The organism is Kocuria marina, assembly GCA_014652975.1.
In the GTDB taxonomy this organism is placed as follows: domain Bacteria; phylum Actinomycetota; class Actinomycetes; order Actinomycetales; family Micrococcaceae; genus Kocuria; species Kocuria marina.
The window spans coordinates 1,028,995-1,046,462 of record BMZV01000001.1 but is presented as its reverse complement, the minus strand read 5'-3'; the positions used below and the strand labels follow the sequence as shown (position 1 = coordinate 1,046,462).

Annotated in this window: 13 protein-coding genes and 1 pseudogene; 5 read left to right on the top strand and 9 right to left on the bottom strand. The window is 68.5% G+C overall.

Going from position 1 to position 17,468, the window contains the following annotated elements:
- Positions 1-42 precede the first annotated feature (42 nt).
- The 3 genes from hpaE to IE157_RS04860 all read right to left on the bottom strand — a co-directional run bounded on the left by hpaE (position 43) and on the right by IE157_RS04860 (position 3,933).
- Complete coding sequence (hpaE, locus tag IE157_RS04870) at positions 43-1,578, bottom strand: 5-carboxymethyl-2-hydroxymuconate semialdehyde dehydrogenase (RefSeq protein ID WP_193519260.1); 1,536 nt, start codon at positions 1,576-1,578, stop codon at positions 43-45.
- A gap of 110 nt (positions 1,579-1,688) precedes the next feature.
- Positions 1,689-2,378 (bottom strand): GntR family transcriptional regulator, encoded by a 690-nt coding sequence (locus tag IE157_RS04865; RefSeq protein WP_193519259.1) that lies wholly within the window; start codon positions 2,376-2,378, stop codon positions 1,689-1,691.
- 28 nt (positions 2,379-2,406) lie between these two features.
- The gene (locus tag IE157_RS04860; RefSeq protein WP_193519258.1) at positions 2,407-3,933 is read right to left on the bottom strand and encodes a fumarylacetoacetate hydrolase family protein; all 1,527 of its coding nucleotides are present in this window, start codon (positions 3,931-3,933) and stop codon (positions 2,407-2,409) included.
- A 150-nt stretch (positions 3,934-4,083) separates the two neighbouring features.
- On the opposite strand from IE157_RS04860, the gene IE157_RS04855 reads away from it, so the two are divergent.
- Both IE157_RS04855 and IE157_RS04850 read left to right on the top strand, forming a co-directional pair.
- Positions 4,084-4,422 (top strand): hypothetical protein, encoded by a 339-nt coding sequence (locus tag IE157_RS04855; RefSeq protein WP_318281322.1) that lies wholly within the window; start codon positions 4,084-4,086, stop codon positions 4,420-4,422.
- A 190-nt stretch (positions 4,423-4,612) separates the two neighbouring features.
- Positions 4,613-6,499 (top strand): FAD-binding monooxygenase, encoded by a 1,887-nt coding sequence (locus tag IE157_RS04850; RefSeq protein ID WP_193519257.1) that lies wholly within the window; start codon positions 4,613-4,615, stop codon positions 6,497-6,499.
- Between the two features lie 53 nt (positions 6,500-6,552).
- Here the strand turns inward: IE157_RS04850 and IE157_RS04845 are convergent.
- Positions 6,553-7,746, bottom strand: a pseudogene (locus tag IE157_RS04845) (Dyp-type peroxidase).
- Between the two features lie 176 nt (positions 7,747-7,922).
- Positions 7,923-8,936, bottom strand: a complete 1,014-nt coding sequence (locus IE157_RS04840; RefSeq protein WP_193519256.1) for an NAD(P)H-dependent flavin oxidoreductase — start codon at positions 8,934-8,936, stop codon at positions 7,923-7,925.
- An 82-nt stretch (positions 8,937-9,018) separates the two neighbouring features.
- Between IE157_RS04840 and IE157_RS04835 the strand changes: the two genes are divergently transcribed.
- Positions 9,019-9,453 (top strand): NUDIX hydrolase, encoded by a 435-nt coding sequence (locus tag IE157_RS04835; RefSeq protein WP_318281321.1) that lies wholly within the window; start codon positions 9,019-9,021, stop codon positions 9,451-9,453.
- Between the two features lie 234 nt (positions 9,454-9,687).
- Here the strand turns inward: IE157_RS04835 and surE are convergent, their stop codons facing one another.
- Positions 9,688-10,545 carry a 5'/3'-nucleotidase SurE gene (surE, locus tag IE157_RS04830; RefSeq protein WP_064847149.1) on the bottom strand — a complete coding sequence of 286 codons (858 nt, stop codon included), beginning with the start codon at positions 10,543-10,545 and terminating at the stop codon, positions 9,688-9,690.
- Positions 10,546-10,764: 219 nt separating this feature from the next.
- Positions 10,765-11,727: a 1-phosphofructokinase family hexose kinase gene (locus tag IE157_RS04825; RefSeq protein ID WP_098054638.1), complete on the bottom strand. Its 963-nt coding sequence runs from the start codon at positions 11,725-11,727 to the stop codon at positions 10,765-10,767.
- Positions 11,728-11,788: 61 nt separating this feature from the next.
- On the opposite strand from IE157_RS04825, the gene IE157_RS04820 reads away from it, so the two are divergent.
- Complete coding sequence (locus tag IE157_RS04820; protein ID WP_193519254.1) at positions 11,789-12,268, top strand: GNAT family N-acetyltransferase; 480 nt, start codon at positions 11,789-11,791, stop codon at positions 12,266-12,268.
- A 63-nt stretch (positions 12,269-12,331) separates the two neighbouring features.
- Here the strand turns inward: IE157_RS04820 and IE157_RS04815 are convergent, their stop codons facing one another.
- Complete coding sequence (locus IE157_RS04815; protein ID WP_098054689.1) at positions 12,332-12,751, bottom strand: ChaB family protein; 420 nt, start codon at positions 12,749-12,751, stop codon at positions 12,332-12,334.
- A 259-nt stretch (positions 12,752-13,010) separates the two neighbouring features.
- On the opposite strand from IE157_RS04815, the gene IE157_RS04810 reads away from it, so the two are divergent.
- Entirely contained in the window at positions 13,011-13,505 is a 495-nt protein-coding gene (locus tag IE157_RS04810) for an Hsp20/alpha crystallin family protein (protein ID WP_144997748.1), read from the top strand.
- Between the two features lie 159 nt (positions 13,506-13,664).
- Here the strand turns inward: IE157_RS04810 and IE157_RS04805 are convergent, their stop codons facing one another.
- The gene (locus tag IE157_RS04805) at positions 13,665-17,450 is read right to left on the bottom strand and encodes an MMPL family transporter (protein WP_193519253.1); all 3,786 of its coding nucleotides are present in this window, start codon (positions 17,448-17,450) and stop codon (positions 13,665-13,667) included.
- Positions 17,451-17,468: the final 18 nt, after the last annotated feature.

Below are 17,468 nucleotides of genomic sequence, written 5' to 3'. Positions count from 1 at the left end.
CCTTCTCGTGGGTGGCACCGGGTTGGTAGAGGAGGGGGACGCTCAGGCGTCCATTTTTTCGACGGCGTCTTCCTGCTTGCCGAACACGGGGTTGTGCACCTCGCCCAGGTTGATGTGCACGGCCTGCTGGTCCGTGTAGAAATCGATCGAGCGGTAGCCGCCCTCGTGGCCCAGCCCGGACGCCTTCACGCCGCCGAACGGGGTACGCAGGTCACGCACGTTGTTGGAGTTGAGCCACACCATGCCCGCCTCCACGTTCTGCGCGAAGTTGTGGGCACGCTTGAGATCGCTCGTCCAGATGTAGGCGGCCAGGCCGTACCTGGTGTTGTTGGCCAGCTCCAGGGCTTCTTCCTCGGTGTCGAACGGCGTGATCGCCACGACCGGGCCGAAGATCTCCTCCTGAAAGATCCGGGCGTCCGGCTTGACGTCCACGAACACCGTGGGGGCCACGTAGTTACCGGTCTCGAAGCCCTCGGGGCGGCCGCCACCGGCCACCAGACGGGCCTCCTGCTTGCCGATCTCCACGTAGGACATGACCTTCTCGTAGTGCTCGGGGTGCACGAGCGCGCCCACCTCGGTGGACGGGTCCGAGGGCGGACCCACCTTCACGCGCTTGGCCTGGGCCGCGTAGCGTTCCACGAACTCGTCGTAGATCCCGCGCTGGACCAGGATGCGCGAACCCGCGGTGCAGCGTTCGCCGTTGAGGGAGAACACACCGAAGATCGTGGCGTTGATCGCGCCCTCCAGATCGGCGTCGTCGAACACCACGGCCGGGGACTTGCCGCCCAGCTCCATGGACAGACCCTTGAGGAAGGGCGCGGCGTTGCCGAAGATGATCTGCCCGGTGCGGGACTCGCCCGTGAACGAGATCAGCGGGACGTCCGGGTGCTTGACCAGCGAGTCGCCGGCGTAGCCCTCCTCGCCGTACCCGTTGACCAGGTTGAACACACCGGCCGGGACACCGGCCTCCTCGAAGATGCCGGGCCACAGGGACGCGGACAGGGGCGTGAACTCGGCCGGCTTGAGCACCACGGTGTTGCCCGTGGCCAGGGCCGGACCCAGCTTCCAGGACTCGAGCATGAACGGGGTGTTCCACGGGGTGATCAACCCGGCCACACCGATCGGCTTGCGGTTGACGTAGTTCACCTGGCGGCCAGGGACCTTGTAGGCGTCGTCGATCTGGGCGACGGTCAGGTCCGCGAAGAAGCGGAAGTTCTCCGCGGCGCGGCGCGCCTGACCCAGTGCCTGGGTGATGGGCAGACCGGAATCGTAGGACTCCATGGCGGCGAGCTGGCCACCGCGGGACTCCACGATGTCCGCGATCTCGTGCAGCACCCGCGAGCGCTCACGGGGCAACATCTTGGGCCAGGGTCCCTCGTCGAACGCCTTCTTAGCTGCGGCCACGGCGGCCTCGATGTCCGCCTTCTTACCGGAGGCGGCCTTGATATAGGGCTTGTTGGTCACGGGGTTGAGCACCTCGAACGTGTCCCCGTCCACGGAATCCACCCATTCGCCGTTGATGTAGTGGCGGATGGAATCGGGAAGGTTCTCGGGCTTGGTCTCCTGCAGAGCTGCCATGGGATGACTCCTCCAGTCGGTGACTTCTGACGGGTTGCTTCTGATTGCGTGTTCTTGAGGGACCGGGCGCGCCCGGCCGGCGGCCCGATCGGTACGGGTGGGTCGGTGGTTCACGAGCTCCGGCGCTGCGGCCCCTCGTGGGTGTCGGCGCGGCTGCTGAGGTAGCTGCGCAGGGTCGCGGAGCGGTGCTGGCGCACGGCGCGCTCCACGGCATCGGCCGGGGCGCGGGTCTCGATGAGGTGCAGGATGTGGTAGTGCTCGTTGACCGAGGCGCGCGCACGTTCGGGGATGAACGAGAACGTGGAGGTGCGCAGGTGGTTGAGCCGTTCCCACTCGACCATCACGAGGTCGTTGAGACGTTCGTTGGGGCACCGGCACGCGAGCACCCGGTGGAACTCGTGGTTGGTCTCGGTGAACGCCTGCGGGTCGAAATTCTTCAGGGACGCCTCCAGGGAGATGTTGAGCTGGCGGGCGTGCGCGAGGTCCGCCGCGGTCATGTGTTCCGCGGACAGCGCGGTGGCCGCACCCTCCAACAGACCGAGGGTCTCCATGCTGTAGCGGTACTGCTCACCGTTGACCATGGACACGCGCGCACCCACGTTGCGCTCGAAGGTCACGAGGCCCTCCGCCTCGAGCCGCCGGATGGCCTCGCGCACGGGCACCACGGACATCTCCAGGGTCTCCGCGATGCTCGCGAGCACCAGGCGGTAGCCGGGCGAGAACGCCTGGGTCATGATCTGGCTCTTGATCCAGTCGTAGGCACGCTGGGCCTTGCTGGGGGCCCCGGTGGTCGTGGTCATGGATTCCTCGGTTCGCTAGGGGTGTCGGTCAGTCGTCGGAGGCGGGGTGTTCCGCCAACCACTGCTGGAATTCTTCCTGCCACTGCCCCGTGGGCGGGAAAAGTCCCTTGACGGGGTTGCCCTCGGCGACGCGCTCGGCCACCCAGGCGTCCTCGCGCTCCTTGGCCAGGGCGGCGTCCACGACGTCCTCGGCGAGCTCGCGCGGGATCACGATGACACCGTCGTCGTCACCCACGATCACGTCACCGGGCAGCACGGTCGCGTTGCCGCACGCCACGGCGACGTCCTGGTCCCACGGGACGTGCCGGCGGCCCAGCACAGCGGGGTGCGCGGTCTGCGCGAAGACGGGCAACCCGATCTCGGCGACGGCCGCGTAGTCGCGTACACCGCCGTCGCTGACGACTCCCGCCGCGCCGTTGAACTGGGCGCGCAGCGCGAGGATGTCACCGAGCGTGCCGGAACCTGCCGCCCCGCGGGCCTCGATCACGATCACCTCACCCGGGCCGACGGCGTCGAAGACCTGCTTCTGCACGTTGTACCCGCCGCCGTGGGACGTGAAGAGATCCTCGCGGTTGGGCACGAAGCGCAGGGTCCTGGCCGTGCCGACCATCGTGGTGCCGGGCGTCTGCGGGTACACGCCTTCGATCACCACGTTGTTGAGTCCGCGCTTGCGCAGCTCCGCGGACAGCCCGGCCGTGGGCGCTTTCTCGAGCTTGGCGCGCAACGCCTCGGGCAGTGCCGCGGCGTCGGAGTCCGGCAGACCCGCGGCCTCGCGGGAACCCCACGCCTCCTCGCGCTGCTTGTCGTCCACGGTGGGCATGGCGCCCAGCCCCTCGTCGAAGCTCTCGTCACCCTCGGTCACGTGGCTGATCAGGCGGCCCGACGACGGCGCTCCCGCCACCTCCGGCGCGTCCACCTCGATCTCCACGACGTCCCCGGGCTGCGCGACCGATGAACCGGCGGGGGTGCCCGTGAGGATCACGTCCCCCTCCTCGAGGGTCAGGTGCTGGGAGAGGTCCGCCACGAACTGGGCGAGCGGGAAGATCATGTTTTCCGCCGCAGTGGTGTCCTCCTGGACCAGCTCACCGTTGCGCCACGTGCGCACGCGCAACTGCTCCGGGGAGATCTCGCGGGCGTCGATCAGGGAGGGGCCCAGCGACGTGTAGCCGTCACGGCCCTTGTTGCGCAGGTTCGAGCCCTTGTCCGCGGCGCGCAGGTCGTAGAGACCCCAGTCGTTGGCGGCGGTCACGGAGGCCACGTGGGACCACGCATCCTCGAGGGAGACGTTCTTCGCGGGCGTCCCGATCACCAGAGCGATCTCGCCCTCGAACGCGAGCAGCTCGGTGCCGGCGGGGCGTTCCACCGCGGCGCCCGAACCACCCAGCGAGCTCGCGGGCTTGAGGAAGTAGGACGGGACGGCGGGCTTGCGACCGCGCTGCGCCGCACGGGACTCGTAGGCCACGTGCACCGCGATGATCTTTCCCGGATGCACGGGAACCGGCTGTTCAGGGGCTCCGGATGAAGCCTGCTGAGCCTCCTGGGGGTTCTCGATCACGGCCACCGCCTCCTCGTCAGAATGTTATTTGAAATCGTATATTATCTATATATTCTGAGCAAGTGGCGCGGATCACATCATCTCCCCCTGGGACACCCGGGCGGCGCACCCACCCCAGAGAACCAGACTCGCCGGACGAAGGAGTCACACATGGCGACCCGCGATCCCATCGCCCACGAAACAACGGCCAGAAGTGCCACGCGGCGTCGTGAGCAGCGCAAGATCGTGGCCGAAACCATCATCGGTACCAGTATCGAGTGGTACGACTTCTTCCTCTACGCCTCCGCCGCGGGACTCGTGTTCAACCACTTATTCTTCGAGCCCATAGACCCCCAGGCGGCCACTCTTATGGCCTTCGCCACAGTGGGCCTGAGCTTCCTCTTCCGCCCCCTCGGGGCGTTCCTCGCACGGCCCCTCGTTTTCGTATTCCCGTACACCCGGAAGGACCATGGGGCTGGAATTGTTACCCAGAACACAGATCGTATATGATCCATGACACACTCTTTCGACGCCACCGAACCACCCCGGGGCGGGCAGCGTGGCCCGCACCCGTCGTACGGATCTCACCGGTGGAACCGCACAGCACGGACGCCGCCCCGCGGCACGTCCGCGACTCGGACCCGGATCCCGGACCCTGCGGGAACACCCTGCGAGATCACCGCATAAGCCAGGAGAAGGCATGTTATTTCACCAGAACGGATACGTCTCCGAGGATCCCCGGATCGAGGAGCCCCGCGGCTGCGGCGTGGACCGCCCCGAGGACCTGACCGACACCATGGACGTGCTGATCGTGGGCACGGGACCGGCGGGTGTGATCGCGGCGGCACAGCTGTCCCAGTACCCGGACGTTAACACGCGCATGATCGAGCGCCGTCCGGACCGGTTGGAGATCGGCCAGGCGGACGGTATTCAGGCCCGCAGCGTGGAGACCTTCCAGGCCTTCGGTTTCGCGGAGGAGATCACGCAGGAGGCGTACCACCTGCGCGAGATGTGCTTCTGGAACCCGGATCCCATCAACCCGCAGAACATCGTGCGCACCGGCCGCCCCGCGGATGACCCCCACGGCGTGTCCGAGTTCCCGCACCTGATCGTGAACCAGGCCCGCGTGCTGGACTACTTCCTGCGCTCGGCCGAACGCGGCCCGGCCCGGATCACGCCCAACTACGGCATCGAGTTCGTGAACCTGGAGATCGACCAGGGCCAGGAGTACCCCGTGGCCGTGACCGTGCGCTACGCCGCCGGTGAGCGCGAGGGCGAGGAGCGCACGGTGCGCGCCAAGTACGTCTTCGGGTGCGACGGCGCGTCCTCCCGCGTGCGCAAGGCGATCGGTCGCACACTCAGCGGCCAGGGCGCCCACCACGCGTGGGGCGTCATGGACGTGCTCGCCAACACCGATTTCCCGGATATCCGCACCAAGTGCGCGATCAACTCCGTGAACGGCTCCATCCTGCTGATCCCGCGCGAGGGCGGGCTGCTGTTCCGCATGTACGTGGATCTGGGCGAGGTCCCCGAGGACGACAACCACGAGATCCGCAAGACCCCGGTGGAGGAGATCATCCGCCGCGCGAACAAGATCATCAACCCCTACAGCGTGGACGTGAAGTCCGTGGCCTGGTCCTCCGTGTACGAGGTGGGCCACCGCCTCACGGACCACTTCGACGACGTCGACACCGAGGACCGCGGCACCCGCGTGCCCCGCGTGTTCATCGCCGGGGACGCGTGTCACACTCACTCCGCCAAGGCCGGCCAGGGCATGAACGTGTCCATGCAGGACGGCTGGAACCTGGGCTGGAAGCTTGGGGCCGTGCTCTCCGGGCGCGCGGACGAGTCGCTGCTGGACACCTACTCCGAGGAACGTCAGGTGATCGCCAAGAACCTGATCGCCTTCGACCGTGAGTGGTCCACCCTCATGGCCACCCCCCAGGACAAGCTGCCGGATCCCACGTACCTCGAGGACTTCTACGTGAAGACCGCTGAGTTCCCGGCCGGGTTCATGACCGAGTACCAGCCGTCCCTGATCACGGCGGGTACCGACCACCAGGACTTCGCCGAGGGCTACCCGGTGGGTAAGCGCTTCAAGTCCGCCCGCGTCCAGCGCGTGTGCGATTCCATGGTCGTGCACCAGGGTCACGAGGCCACCGCGGACGGGCGCTGGCGCATCCACGTCTTCGCAGACAGCTCCGTGGCCGGGGCGGATTCCCCCACCACCGCGTTCGCCGAGTGGTGGCAGAACGATCCTTCATCCCCGCTCGTGGCGCTGCGCCGTGATGACGACGGCGATGCCACCCTCTTCGACGTGGACGTCACCTACCAGCAGCCCTACACGGACGTCGACATCACCAAGGTGCCGCGCGCGTTCAAGCCGCAGGTGGGCCCGTTCGAGCTGAACTACTGGGAGCGCGTCTACGCCGCGATCCCCGGCGAGGACGTCTTCGACGTGCGCACGATCAGCCGCGACGGCGCCGTCGTGGTGGTCCGCCCGGATCACTACGTGGCCGCGGTCCTGCCGCTCGACGCGACCGACGAACTCACCGAGTTCTTCGGGAAGTTCCTGCGCAGGAACTGACCCGGCCCCCGGAGGGGCACTCCCGGTGAGCCGTGACGAAGCCCGGGCCGGGCTCAGCGAATGATGACCACGCTCGCCTCGGACGTGTTGACCCGGAACGTGAGGGTCTCCCGGAAGTAGAGGTCCACGGTCTCCGCGGTGTGGGACGAGTAGCCGATCGCGGCGTCCAGGCCCAGGCGCAGTTCGGTCTTGGCGCGGGCCACGGCGTCCGGGGACTCGCGAACGTCCTGCGGTGCGGTCACCGGGTCGTTGTCGCTCGCGGGCGCGTTGCCCTGGATGTCCGCGGCCAGGTCGCTCACGTGTCCTGTTCCCAGTGCCGAGAACTCGGCGCCCGCGGGGTCCGCGTCCGGGGCGCCGTCGCGCGGGGGCACCGTGGTCGGGTCCTCCAGGAACGAGCGCGGCGGCGCGAAGAACAGGGACCCGTGACCGCGGTGGAGAAGTCCAGGATGCGATCGTACGTGCCCGGGGGGATCGCCCAGGAACATGTTCTCGGGCATGGTCTCCGTGACGCCCGGATCCGCGGCGTAGCTGATGAAGTACGTGCCGAACTCCTCGGTGCCCACGCGACCGAACGGCATGTTGTCGCGCATGATCTCGCGGGCCCGCCCGTCCACGTCGTCGAGGTCGTTGAGGGCCACATGCGAGTTGGCGGGCTAGTCCTCGTCCGAGAGCTCGATGTCCTCCAGTTTGGTCCGCCCGATCACCAGCTCCTGCTCCGTGACGGACAGTGCCTCCCACGCGCCCATGTCGTGGAGGTACTTCTGCACGTGCACGTAGCTGCCGCCACAGCAGGTGGGGTCCTGGTCGCCCACGACCGCGACCGTGAACGCGTCCTCGTCCTCCGGGTTCGCGGTGCCGTCCACGAAACCCGGCAGATCGCGTTCCTCGAAGAACGTGAAGCCCTGCACCTCGTCCACCACGTCCACGTGCGGGCCCAGGCGCTTCATGAGGTGCTTGGCCAGCTCGAAGCACATGTCCTGGGAGACCGCACGCAAGTGGATCAGCAGGTCCCCCGGGGTGGACACGGCCGCGTGCACAGGACCCACGATCTCCGGGAACGGGTGCAGGTCCTTGGGGCGGGGCGCATCGTAGAGCCGGTCCCACGCATCGGAGCCGATACCGACCACGCACAACAGGTCACTCGTGGGGACGCGGAACGAGACCGCCTTGGTGAGGTCCGAGACTCCCGTGAGGATGTCCGCGACCTCCGCCTCCGATCCCTCCTCGATGGTCAGGACCAGGAACATCGCGGACTTGGTCGGGGCGGCCACGATCTTCCGAGTGGGCATGGGCTCTCCGTGGGTGGGCGGTGCGCCACCCGGATGCTCACGCGTCCTGGGCGTACCGAGCACGGTCGATCCGGGGTGGGCGGGTGTGCTGTCCTTCCCACGCTAGCCCTCAGGTACCGTCCCGCGGCAGTGGGTCACAACCCCCGGAAGAGTTCCACGATCTCCGCCGCGCTCGTGTCCCGGCACGCGCCGAAACCGGTGCCCGCCCACAGGTTCAGCCCCTCGGCGTCGCCCGCGGACGCGGCCCGCAGCGGCGCCGTCATGTAATGCACCTGCGGGTAGCCACTCACCTGCGCAGATCCGAGTCGGTCGGTGAACCCATTACGCAGGGCGCGGGCCCAGCGGCCCGAGAACGCCCGAGTGACCACGGTGTCCCTGCCCCCGCCGTTCAGCAGGGCCTCCCGGTGGGCGGGTTTGGTCCCCGCTTCCCGCGCGGTGAGGAACAGGGTGCCCACTTGCACCGCTACGGCTCCGCGGCCGAGCAGGTCCGCGGCGTCCTCGCGACTCGCGATCCCGCCCGCGGCGATCAACGGGATCTCGCTCAACTCACGCGCCTGGTCGAGCAGTTCCGCGGTGCTGATGTCCTCCGGGGTCGTGGCCTGCCCGTGTGTGGCCCGGTGTCCGCCCGCTTCGCGCCCCTGCACCACGATCGCGTCCGGTGCGAGTTCCACCGCGGCCTCGACTTCCCGCGCGTCCGTGGCATTGAGGACGACGACGCTGCCCGCCTCACGCAACCGCGCAACGTCGGCCGCTCCCGGCAGTCCGAACGTGAACGAGACGAGGGGCACGGGGTTGGCCACGAGGTGATCCAGCTTGGCCGGGTAGTCGTCATCCGTGAACGGGCCCGGCTGCGGGGCGGGGACGTCCAGGTCGGCGGCCACGGGGACGAGGGCTCGCGCGTACGCCTCGAGCTGCTCCGGATCGGAGGGGTCCCGTTCGGGGACGAAGAGGTTGACCCCGAAGTGGTCCGTGCGTGCGGCGACCTCACGGATCTCCTCCGCCATGGCACTCGCGGACTTGTAACCCGCGGCCAGCATCCCCAGTCCGCCCGCTTCCGCTACGGCCACGGCGAGCGCGGAGGTCGAGGGGCCACCCGCCATGGGCGCCTGCACCACGGGTACGGACAGATCGTGCAGAGGGTTCGTCATCGTGGCTCCTTATAGTGGGGGCGTGCCGGATTCCCATGATGCCAGTCCCCTCATCAGCGCCGACAGGACCCCCTCACGTCCCGTGATCAAGGTGACCGGTGTGGTGCTGCGGCGCGCCTCGGACGGGGCGGTCCTGACCGTGCGCAAGCGTTCGACCGGGATGTTCATGTTCCCCGGGGGCAAGCCAGAGGGGGACGAGACACCGCTGGAGACCGGGATCCGCGAGGTCCGGGAGGAACTGGGGATCTCGCTGGCCCCGGAGCAGTTGCGCCCCGTGGGGGAATGGCACTCGGATGCCGCGAACGAACCCGGTCACGGGCTGCACAGTCACGTGTTCGTGAGCGCCGTGCCGCTCACCGGCACCCCCGTGCCTGCAGCGGAGATCGTGGAACTGCGGTGGCAGCCCCTCGCGGGTGCGGAGGACGTCACGGACCTCGCTCCCCTGGCCCGGTTGCACGCTCTCCCGGCGCTGCGTGCCGCGTCCAGCGGGGCATGTGTCTCCGGTTGCGAGTCGTGAGGCGCGCGGAGGCCACCGGCAAAGTTTGAGGCACGTAGAGGCCCACCGCGGATTCTCAGGCACTCCAAAGCCACTTAACCGCCCGAATACTGGCTTCCGCATGCCCAGAATTTTGGGACTGGCTTCCGCGTGCCCAAGGGTTTGCGAGGGTCACATGGGCGGGCATTCCCGGGGTGGGTCAGCGGGGTATCGCCGTTTCACTCTGTTCCACGCCACGACAGCAGAGGCTCCGGGTCACGTGCGGCGCATGACCGTGGCGGCGTCCACGGTGACGTCGTCGAGGGGGGCGGGTGCGGCGTCGTCGGCGGAGGGATCGCGGGGGGTGATGCCCAGAGCGTCCGGGGCGAAGGTGCGCAGGGTCTGGTGGGGGTCGTCCACTGGGGCGCGCAGCAGGGTGGCCGTGGCCCAGCCGTGGGTGAGGAGGTAGTGGTCGCTGTCGGGTTCCTCCGGGCCGGTCTCGGCGCTGTAGGTGACGGCGATGTGCTTCTCGTCCCCGCGGCCGATCTGCGCCTGCACCGCGCCGAAGCCCGCCAGCCGCGCGGGTTTGAGTCCACGGAGGCGTTCGGGGGCGACGTCGGGGACGTTGATGTTGAGGATCCACTCGTCGAACGGACGGGTCTCCCATCGCTCGAGCGCGAACCGGGTGACCAGATGTGCGGTGTCCCAGTGCTGCGGCGCGCCGGACGTGATGGACACCGCGATGCCGGGGATCCCGTGGGACGCGGCCGTCAGTACCGCCCCCACGGTGCCGGAATGCAATGTGGCCTTGCCCGTGTTCGCGCCCAGGTTGACCCCCGAGAGCACGAGATCGGGCCGCTGGCCGAACGCACCATAGGACGCCAGGAACGCGATCAATGCGGGTGCGGCCTTCACGCCCACGCAGTCGACGTCACGTGGCATCCCGGGCGGCGCGGCTGCGACGAGCGCGATCCGGCCGTCGATCTCCTCCCCGGACAGGGAGGAACTTGCACCCGAGTACTCCTCGGCGGGCGCGGCCACCTTCACCGTGTGCCCTCGATCCAGTGCGGCGCGCACCAGAACCGCGAGCCCCGGGGACGAGATGCCGTCGTCATTGGTGACCAGGATGTGCATGTGCACCATGGTGACACGCGCCCGTCACGCGGACCAGGGCCCGGTATTCGGGCCAGGCCACCCAGGAGGACCAACCCGGTCACGCTTCACACGGGCCGAACTGCCCGCGACCACGTCCGGTCAGGGTGCACTGGGCGTCAGACCGAACTGCTCGGCGCGTCGAGCCGGAGCCGGGTCGTGGCACCGAATCGGAGAGCCACAAGTCAAGCACCCGGAACGTCAGGACAGCGTGCGCACCGTGATCTCGCGGGCGAACTTCTCGATGGTCGTGCGATTACCGGTCCCCAGGCCGCGGCGCGCCACGTTCAGCGCTCCCGCTGATGCACCGAGGGCCACGGCCTCCACGAGATCGAGACCGCGCGCCAGACCCACCGAGATCCCCGCGGTCATCGAGTCCCCCGCCCCTCGATGGTCCAGCGGTGTGATGGACGGCGCGGAGACCTCCCGCACGGAATCCTTCTCCACGAGTAGCGCGGGGTCCTTGGCGCGTGAGATCACCACGGCGCCCGCACCGCGTTCGAGCAACATGTGTCCGGCGCTCACCAGGGCCTCCGCGGTGTCCTCCGCGACGAGCTCGAGATCGAGCACCTCTTCGTGGCTGATCTTGAGCACGTCCACGTTAGCCGCCACGGCCGCCAGTGCGGGCTTGCCGCTGAGGTCCGCGACCACGGTGGTCCCGGCATCCCGCGTGTCCCGGATAAGGCGGCCGAAGAACGACGCCGGCACCACGTCCCCGGGTTCGGCCCCGGTGACCGTGAGGACGTCCGAGGCGAGCGCGTCCACGAACGCCGTGCCGTAGAGATCGTCCAGTTCATGGCGGGAGAGCTCCGGGGGCGGCATGTGGGCTACGGTCTCCCGGTCCTCACCGCGCAGGTCGTAGACGTATCCACCGTTGCCGTACCCGTAGCGCACAGCATTGACCTGCATGCCCAACCCGTCCAGCATGGTGCGGATCAGCGAGCCCAGTTCTCCGCCGAACGGCCCGCTCACGGACACGTCCGCCCCCAGCGACCCGGCCATCCGGGCCACCCACAGCCCCTGCCCGCCGGGGTGCATGTGCACGTCCGACTCGTGGGAACTACGGTTGCGATGCGCAGCCGGTTCCGTGATTTCCGTGATCAGCAGCGGAGTGGGAACCAGGATGGAGATACGCGGCTTGGGGCCGGGGCGGGTCTCGGTCACGAACGAAAGCTACATGACACGGGCGCTGGTGAACAGCACACCAAGGTGTCACCATGGTGGGATGAACGTCACCGCACCGGTTCGTATCGTGGAAGGTCAGGCCGCCAGTGAGCACGCGCTGCGCGCCCTGAGCGCGTACTTCAGCGAGTTGAACAACCGGATCGACGGCGGTTTCGATCCCGAACTCACCGAGGTCACCGGCCCGGAGGACGTCACTCCGCCGCACGGGGATTTCTTCCTCATGACGGATTTGGTCACGGGCTCGGTCATCGCGTGCGGCGCGGTGCGCAAACTCGACGACGACCGCGTGGAACTGCGCCGGATCTGGGTCACCCCGGAACACCGCGGACAGGGCCACGCGCGCACCCTGGTGCGGGCACTCGAGAACAAGGTGCGCGCTTTCGGCGCCACCACGGCCGTGGTCTCCCTCAACGAGGAGATGACCGAGGGGATCGCGATGTTCCGCAAGCGCGGCTACGAGCCCGTGGATTCCTTCCACGACGCCACCACGGCCTCGGTCTTCCTGGCCCGCCAGTTGTAGCCCCACCGATCGCAGGCCAGCAGTCATAAACCCGCAGGGTATGAACCCGCCGAGCGGTGAACCTCAGTCGCGGGCCTCGCGCGTCTTCTTCTGATTGGCCTTGTCGATCGCCTCGACCAATTCGTCCTTGGTCATGTCCGAGCGTCCCGTGATGTCCAGTTCCTGGGCGAGTTCGTACAGGTGCTCCTTGCTGGCGTTAGCGTCCACCCCGCCGGCGGTGTCCTCCGAGTTCAGGCCGCCCTTCTCGGCGCTGTCGTCCGAGGGCCCGTTGTGCTCCTTGGGCTCCCAGTGGTCCCCGACCTTCTCGTGGGTGTGCTTGACGGCCGACCACGCGGTGCGCGCCGCCCGGGCGTCGTCGTGGTATTCCTCCTGCGCCGAGTCGTAGGTCTGCGCGAACGTGTCCTGTGCCTTCTCGTCCGAGCGTTGCAGCGTGGACGGGATCTCGTCCTGACGCGCGTGGCCGTTCTTCTTCGCCTTGGGCACGGGGGCCTCCTCAGAGCGTTCGGGTGTCACTGGTGGCTCGATCCTACGCGCCGCCGACGCCGCTGCGACAGGCCCGCCCGCTGCTTGAGTCAGTGCCACTCAGCTTTCGTGCGTCAATGACTAGCACTTCCGCCGACAGCCTGCTACATTAGACGTTGTTGAGTCACAGAGACTCAAGAAACGTGATGGCTCCACGCGGGTAATCGACCGGTTCGCGGGGCACAGCACGTGGGTGCCGCAGAGTGAAGGAGTAATCGTCATGGCTACATTCGACCCGTTCTCCGAGGTCCAGAACTTCGCCAACCAGGTCCTCTCCGGCCGCAACGGCCTGGAGCAGATGCCCATGGACCTCTACCGTCAGGGCGCCAACTACTACCTTGCCGCGGACCTGCCGGGCATCGATCCCACGAGCGTGGACGTGGACGTGGACGGTCAGCTGCTGACCATCCGTGCGCAGCGTCGTCTGCCCTCCGCGGAGAAGGACACCAAGTGGATCGTGCGCGAGCGCCGCAGCCACTCGTTCGTCCGCCAGCTCAACCTGGGCCAGGGCATCGACACGGAGAACATCACCGCCGCGTACGACAACGGCGTGCTGACCGTGACCATCCCCGTGTCCCCCAAGTCCCAGCCGCGCAAGATCCAGGTGGCCACCGGCCAGGAACACCACGACAACGTGGTCCTGGAGCACGACAAGGGCTCGGACGAGGACCGCTCGCAGAACGTGCAGACGGACTCCGAGGGGTCGCAGGACTAACCAGAACCTAACAGGGCCGATCAGGACCGACCCTTCACCGGCACTGACCGGCGAATCCACCCGGTGGGAACAGGCCTGCTCAATCGGGGGCTCACCGCCCCATGACATGACTGTGCCCCGCAGGTCACCCTGCGGGGCACAGTCATGTTCACGACGGGGTCAGCGGTTCATCCACCGCACCACGTGGTCGAGGTCCTCGGACGCGCGCGACGTCCAGACCATGAGCGCGTACACGTGCGGTCCGCCCTCACAGACCACCGCGGTGGTGTCCACGTTTGCTCGCACCAGCTCGGCCACGAACTCCATGGTGTCCGGGTAGAGCATGTCCCGGTCACCCTGCAGCACGAACGTGCGGGGCAGTCCGCGCACGTCGCCGAACGCGGGGCTCACCATGGGGTCGGTGACGTCCCGTGTGCCGGCCCACCAACGAGCGGCGGCCCGAGCGCCGTCGGTACCGAGCATGTGGTCCGCGTCCCGGTACGCCTCGATCTGGGGGTTCGTCACCGTGGTGTCCACCCACGGGGCCATGAGGATCAGACCCGCCACGCCGAGATCGTCCGCGTCCCGCAGTCGCATGGCCTGGGCCAACGCCAGACCACCGCCGGCGGAGTCGCCCGACAGGAAGACGCGCGGGCCGAACGAACGGGCCAGGTCCCACACGCCGTCGGCGAGTTCGAGCGCCTCGTCCACCGTGTGATCGGGGGCGAGCCCGTAGCCCGGCACCACCACGGTGACCCCGGTGCGCTGCATCAGGGCGTCGATCCAGCGCCAGTGCACCGTGGTCATGGGGTTCACGTACGCGCCGCCGTGCCAGTGCACGACCACCGGGGCGTCCGCCCGGGTGATGGCCGCCTTGGGCCGCGCGACGATGACCGGGTACCCGGCCACCATGACCTTCTCGAAGCTCGCGCGCTTGTGCATCGCCTTGTGCGGTGCCGCTTCCTCGCCGCGCACGGCCAGGGACTCGAGCAGCTTCTCCTCGGAATCCAGCACATCCGGGAGCACCCGCAACGCCTGGTTCGTGGCGCGCAGCACCGGGTCCGCGGCGCGCACGATCACGTCCGCGGCCGGCTTGGCGGCCCGGTCCTCGGCGATGCACGTGCTCGTGGAAGCCGCCACGTGCCGACCGCGACGCCGCTGGGTCCCCGCGGTCCCGGGCGTTGCGGTGTCTTCGCGGGAGCCCCCATTCTCGGCAGCGCCCGCGGGCTCACCGCGGCGCTGGGCGTCATCGGCCACGGCACCGAGAGGGGCCCCGGTGGCATGGTGCTGCCCGGCCGAGCGACGCTCGGATCCCCGGTGGTAGGTGGCACGGTGATCGGCCGCGGTGCGGTGGTTCCCGGCATGACCGTGGGTCCGCTCGCCGGCCCCGGCACGGTGACCGTGCGACGTTGTCCGACCGGAAACACCGGCCGCACCGGCCGCACCCGCTGCGCCGGCCGCACCCGCGGTGGCCACGGCGGCGGTCGCGGCGTGCTGCCCGTGACCGGACTTTCCCCGGCGCTTCCCGGACACCGCGCGATGGCGACCGGTGACGGGGGCGGACCCGGCGGCGTCGCCCGCGGAGACCGTGCCGGACTGCCCGGCACCCTGCGCGGCGAGGGACTCACCTTCGACGTCCACGTGCGGGAGGATCTTGTCCAGCCAGCGCGGGAGCCACCAGGCCTTCTCGCCCAGCAAACGCATGACCGCGGGGATCAGGAGCATGCGCACCACGAACGCGTCCAGGAGAACGCCGATCGCGAGTGCGAAGCCGATGGGCCGGATCATGGCCATGTCCGCGAAGATGAAGCCCGCGAACACGGAGATCATGATGATCGCCGCGGCGGTGACCACGGAGCGGCCCGCCTTGAAGCCGTAGACCACGGCCTGGCGCGCGGGGTGCCCGTGGGCGTAGGCCTCGCGCATCCCGGAGACCAGGAACAACTGGTAGTCCATGGCCAGGCCGAACAGGATGCCGATCATCAGCGTGGGCAGGAAGCTGAGGATGGGCCCGGGATCGTGCACGCCGAACACGGCGCCACCCCAACCCCACTGGTACACGGCCACCACGGCACCGAAGGCCGCGAGCACGGAGAGCAGGAAGCCCAGCGTGGCGATCACCGGGACCAGGATGGAGCGGAAGACCATGAGCAGCAACAACAGCGAGATGATCAGCACGACGCCCAGGTAGAGGGGCAGTTTCTCGCCCAGCAAATGGGAGACGTCGATGTTCGCCGCGGTGGTGCCGGCCACGCCCACGTGGACGTCCTCATTGGCCTGGAGGTCGCCGTTGAGGTCCCGGATGTTGTTGACGAGTTCCTCGGTCGCGGCGTCCGCGGGTCCCGAGGAGGGGATCACCTGGATCACGCCGGTGGTGTTGTCGTCCGTGGTCACACCGGGGAGCACGTTGGCCACGTCGTCCTGCTGCGCCAAGCGGTCCGCCACCGTGTTCATCTTGTCGGTGGCCTCGGCATCGTTGAGACCCCCGGGGAGGTCCACGACCACGGCGAGGGGTCCGTTCTCACCCGCACCGAAGTCGTCCGCGATGCGCTGGTAGGCCTGGTACTGGGTGCTGTCCTGGGGTTCGGTGGACGCGTCCGGCAGGCCCAGGCGCATGGTCTGGGCCGGCAGCGCGAGCACGATGAGCACGGCCGCGCACGCCAGGGTGGTGATCCAGGGATGGCGCAGGTGCAGGGGGACGTCGTGCTCGTCGATGTTCTCCTCGCGGGGCGCGGCGTCCCGCACCTTCCTGGGCAGCACACGCCGCCCGGCGAGGGAGAGCAGAGCAGGGGTGAGTGTGAGGGTCAACAGCAGGGCGACCGCCACGGCCACACCGGCCACGGTGCCCATGAGTCCCAGGAACGGGATCGCCGTGACGTTCAGAGCCACTAGGGCCACGATCACGGTCAGCGCCGCGAAGAACACGGCGGTTCCGGAGGTGCCCACGGCCATCCCGATGGATTCCCGCACGGGCATACCTCGTCGCAACTGCTGCCGGTGCCGGTTGAGCACGAACAGGGAGTAGTCGATACCCACGGCCAGGCCCAGCATGACGCCGAGCATGGGCGTCACGGACATCATGTCGATCACGCCGGAGAACGCGAGGGTGGCACTCGTGGCGATGGCCACGCCCAACAGCGCGGTCAGCACGGGCAGCGCCGCGGGGACCACGGCGCGCAACATGATCAGCAGCACCAGGGCCGCGATGATCACGCCCACGATCTCCGCCGGACCCACCAGGGAAGAGATGTCCTGCGCGAGCTCCTGGGAGAACTCGGCGTCCACGCCGTCCACGGGGTGGTCCTTGATGGCGTCCATCACTGCGCTCTTGGTGTCCGATTCCACGGAGGTCTGGTCCACCGAGAAGCTCACCACGCTGATCGCGGAGTTGCCGTCCCGGGAGACCACGCGGTAGTCACCCATGCGTTCCATGGCCCGTTCACCCTCTTCCAGCTGGGCCTTCTGCTGGGCGATCTGCCGCGGGTCGATCCCGCGTTGCTGCAGGATGCGCTGTTCGCTCACGCCCGGCGGCAGGTTCTGGCGCAGCTGTGCGAGTGCTTGCTCGCCCTGCTCGAGCTGCTGGCGGCCGTCCCGCAACTGCTGCCGACCGTCGTCCAGCTGTTGCTGCGTCTGGAACGGGTTGCTCGTGGAGGCCACCTGGTCCACGTCCTCGGTGGCCTTCAGAGCCTCGGCGATGCCGTCCTTCTGGGCCTGCGTGAACTCGGAGCCGTCCTCCGTGAAGAACACGACGCGCCCGGTACCCTGGTTCGCCTCCGGGAGTTCGTCCTTGAGCCGATCCGCGAGGTTCTGGGTCTCGGTGCCCGGGATCGTGATGGCGTTGCTCAGGTTCACACCCGACATGGCGACCCCGCCCACGGCCAACGCAAGCACCGCGAGCCATACCAAGATCACCGCCCACGCGTGGGAGGCTGCGCTCTTGCCCAGCCTGTACAGAAGTCGTGCCACGGGATTCTCCTACTGAAT

Coding starts and splice junctions, on each gene's coding strand:
- hpaE (WP_193519260.1), bottom strand. CDS start 1,578: ATGGCAGCTCTGCAGGAGACCAAGCCCGAGAACCTTCCCGATTCCATC.
- IE157_RS04865 (WP_193519259.1), bottom strand. CDS start 2,378: ATGACCACGACCACCGGGGCCCCCAGCAAGGCCCAGCGTGCCTACGAC.
- IE157_RS04855 (WP_318281322.1), top strand. CDS start 4,084: ATGGCGACCCGCGATCCCATCGCCCACGAAACAACGGCCAGAAGTGCC.
- IE157_RS04850 (WP_193519257.1), top strand. CDS start 4,613: ATGTTATTTCACCAGAACGGATACGTCTCCGAGGATCCCCGGATCGAG.
- IE157_RS04840 (WP_193519256.1), bottom strand. CDS start 8,936: ATGACGAACCCTCTGCACGATCTGTCCGTACCCGTGGTGCAGGCGCCC.
- surE (WP_064847149.1), bottom strand. CDS start 10,545: ATGCACATCCTGGTCACCAATGACGACGGCATCTCGTCCCCGGGGCTC.
- IE157_RS04820 (WP_193519254.1), top strand. CDS start 11,789: ATGAACGTCACCGCACCGGTTCGTATCGTGGAAGGTCAGGCCGCCAGT.
- IE157_RS04810 (WP_144997748.1), top strand. CDS start 13,011: ATGGCTACATTCGACCCGTTCTCCGAGGTCCAGAACTTCGCCAACCAG.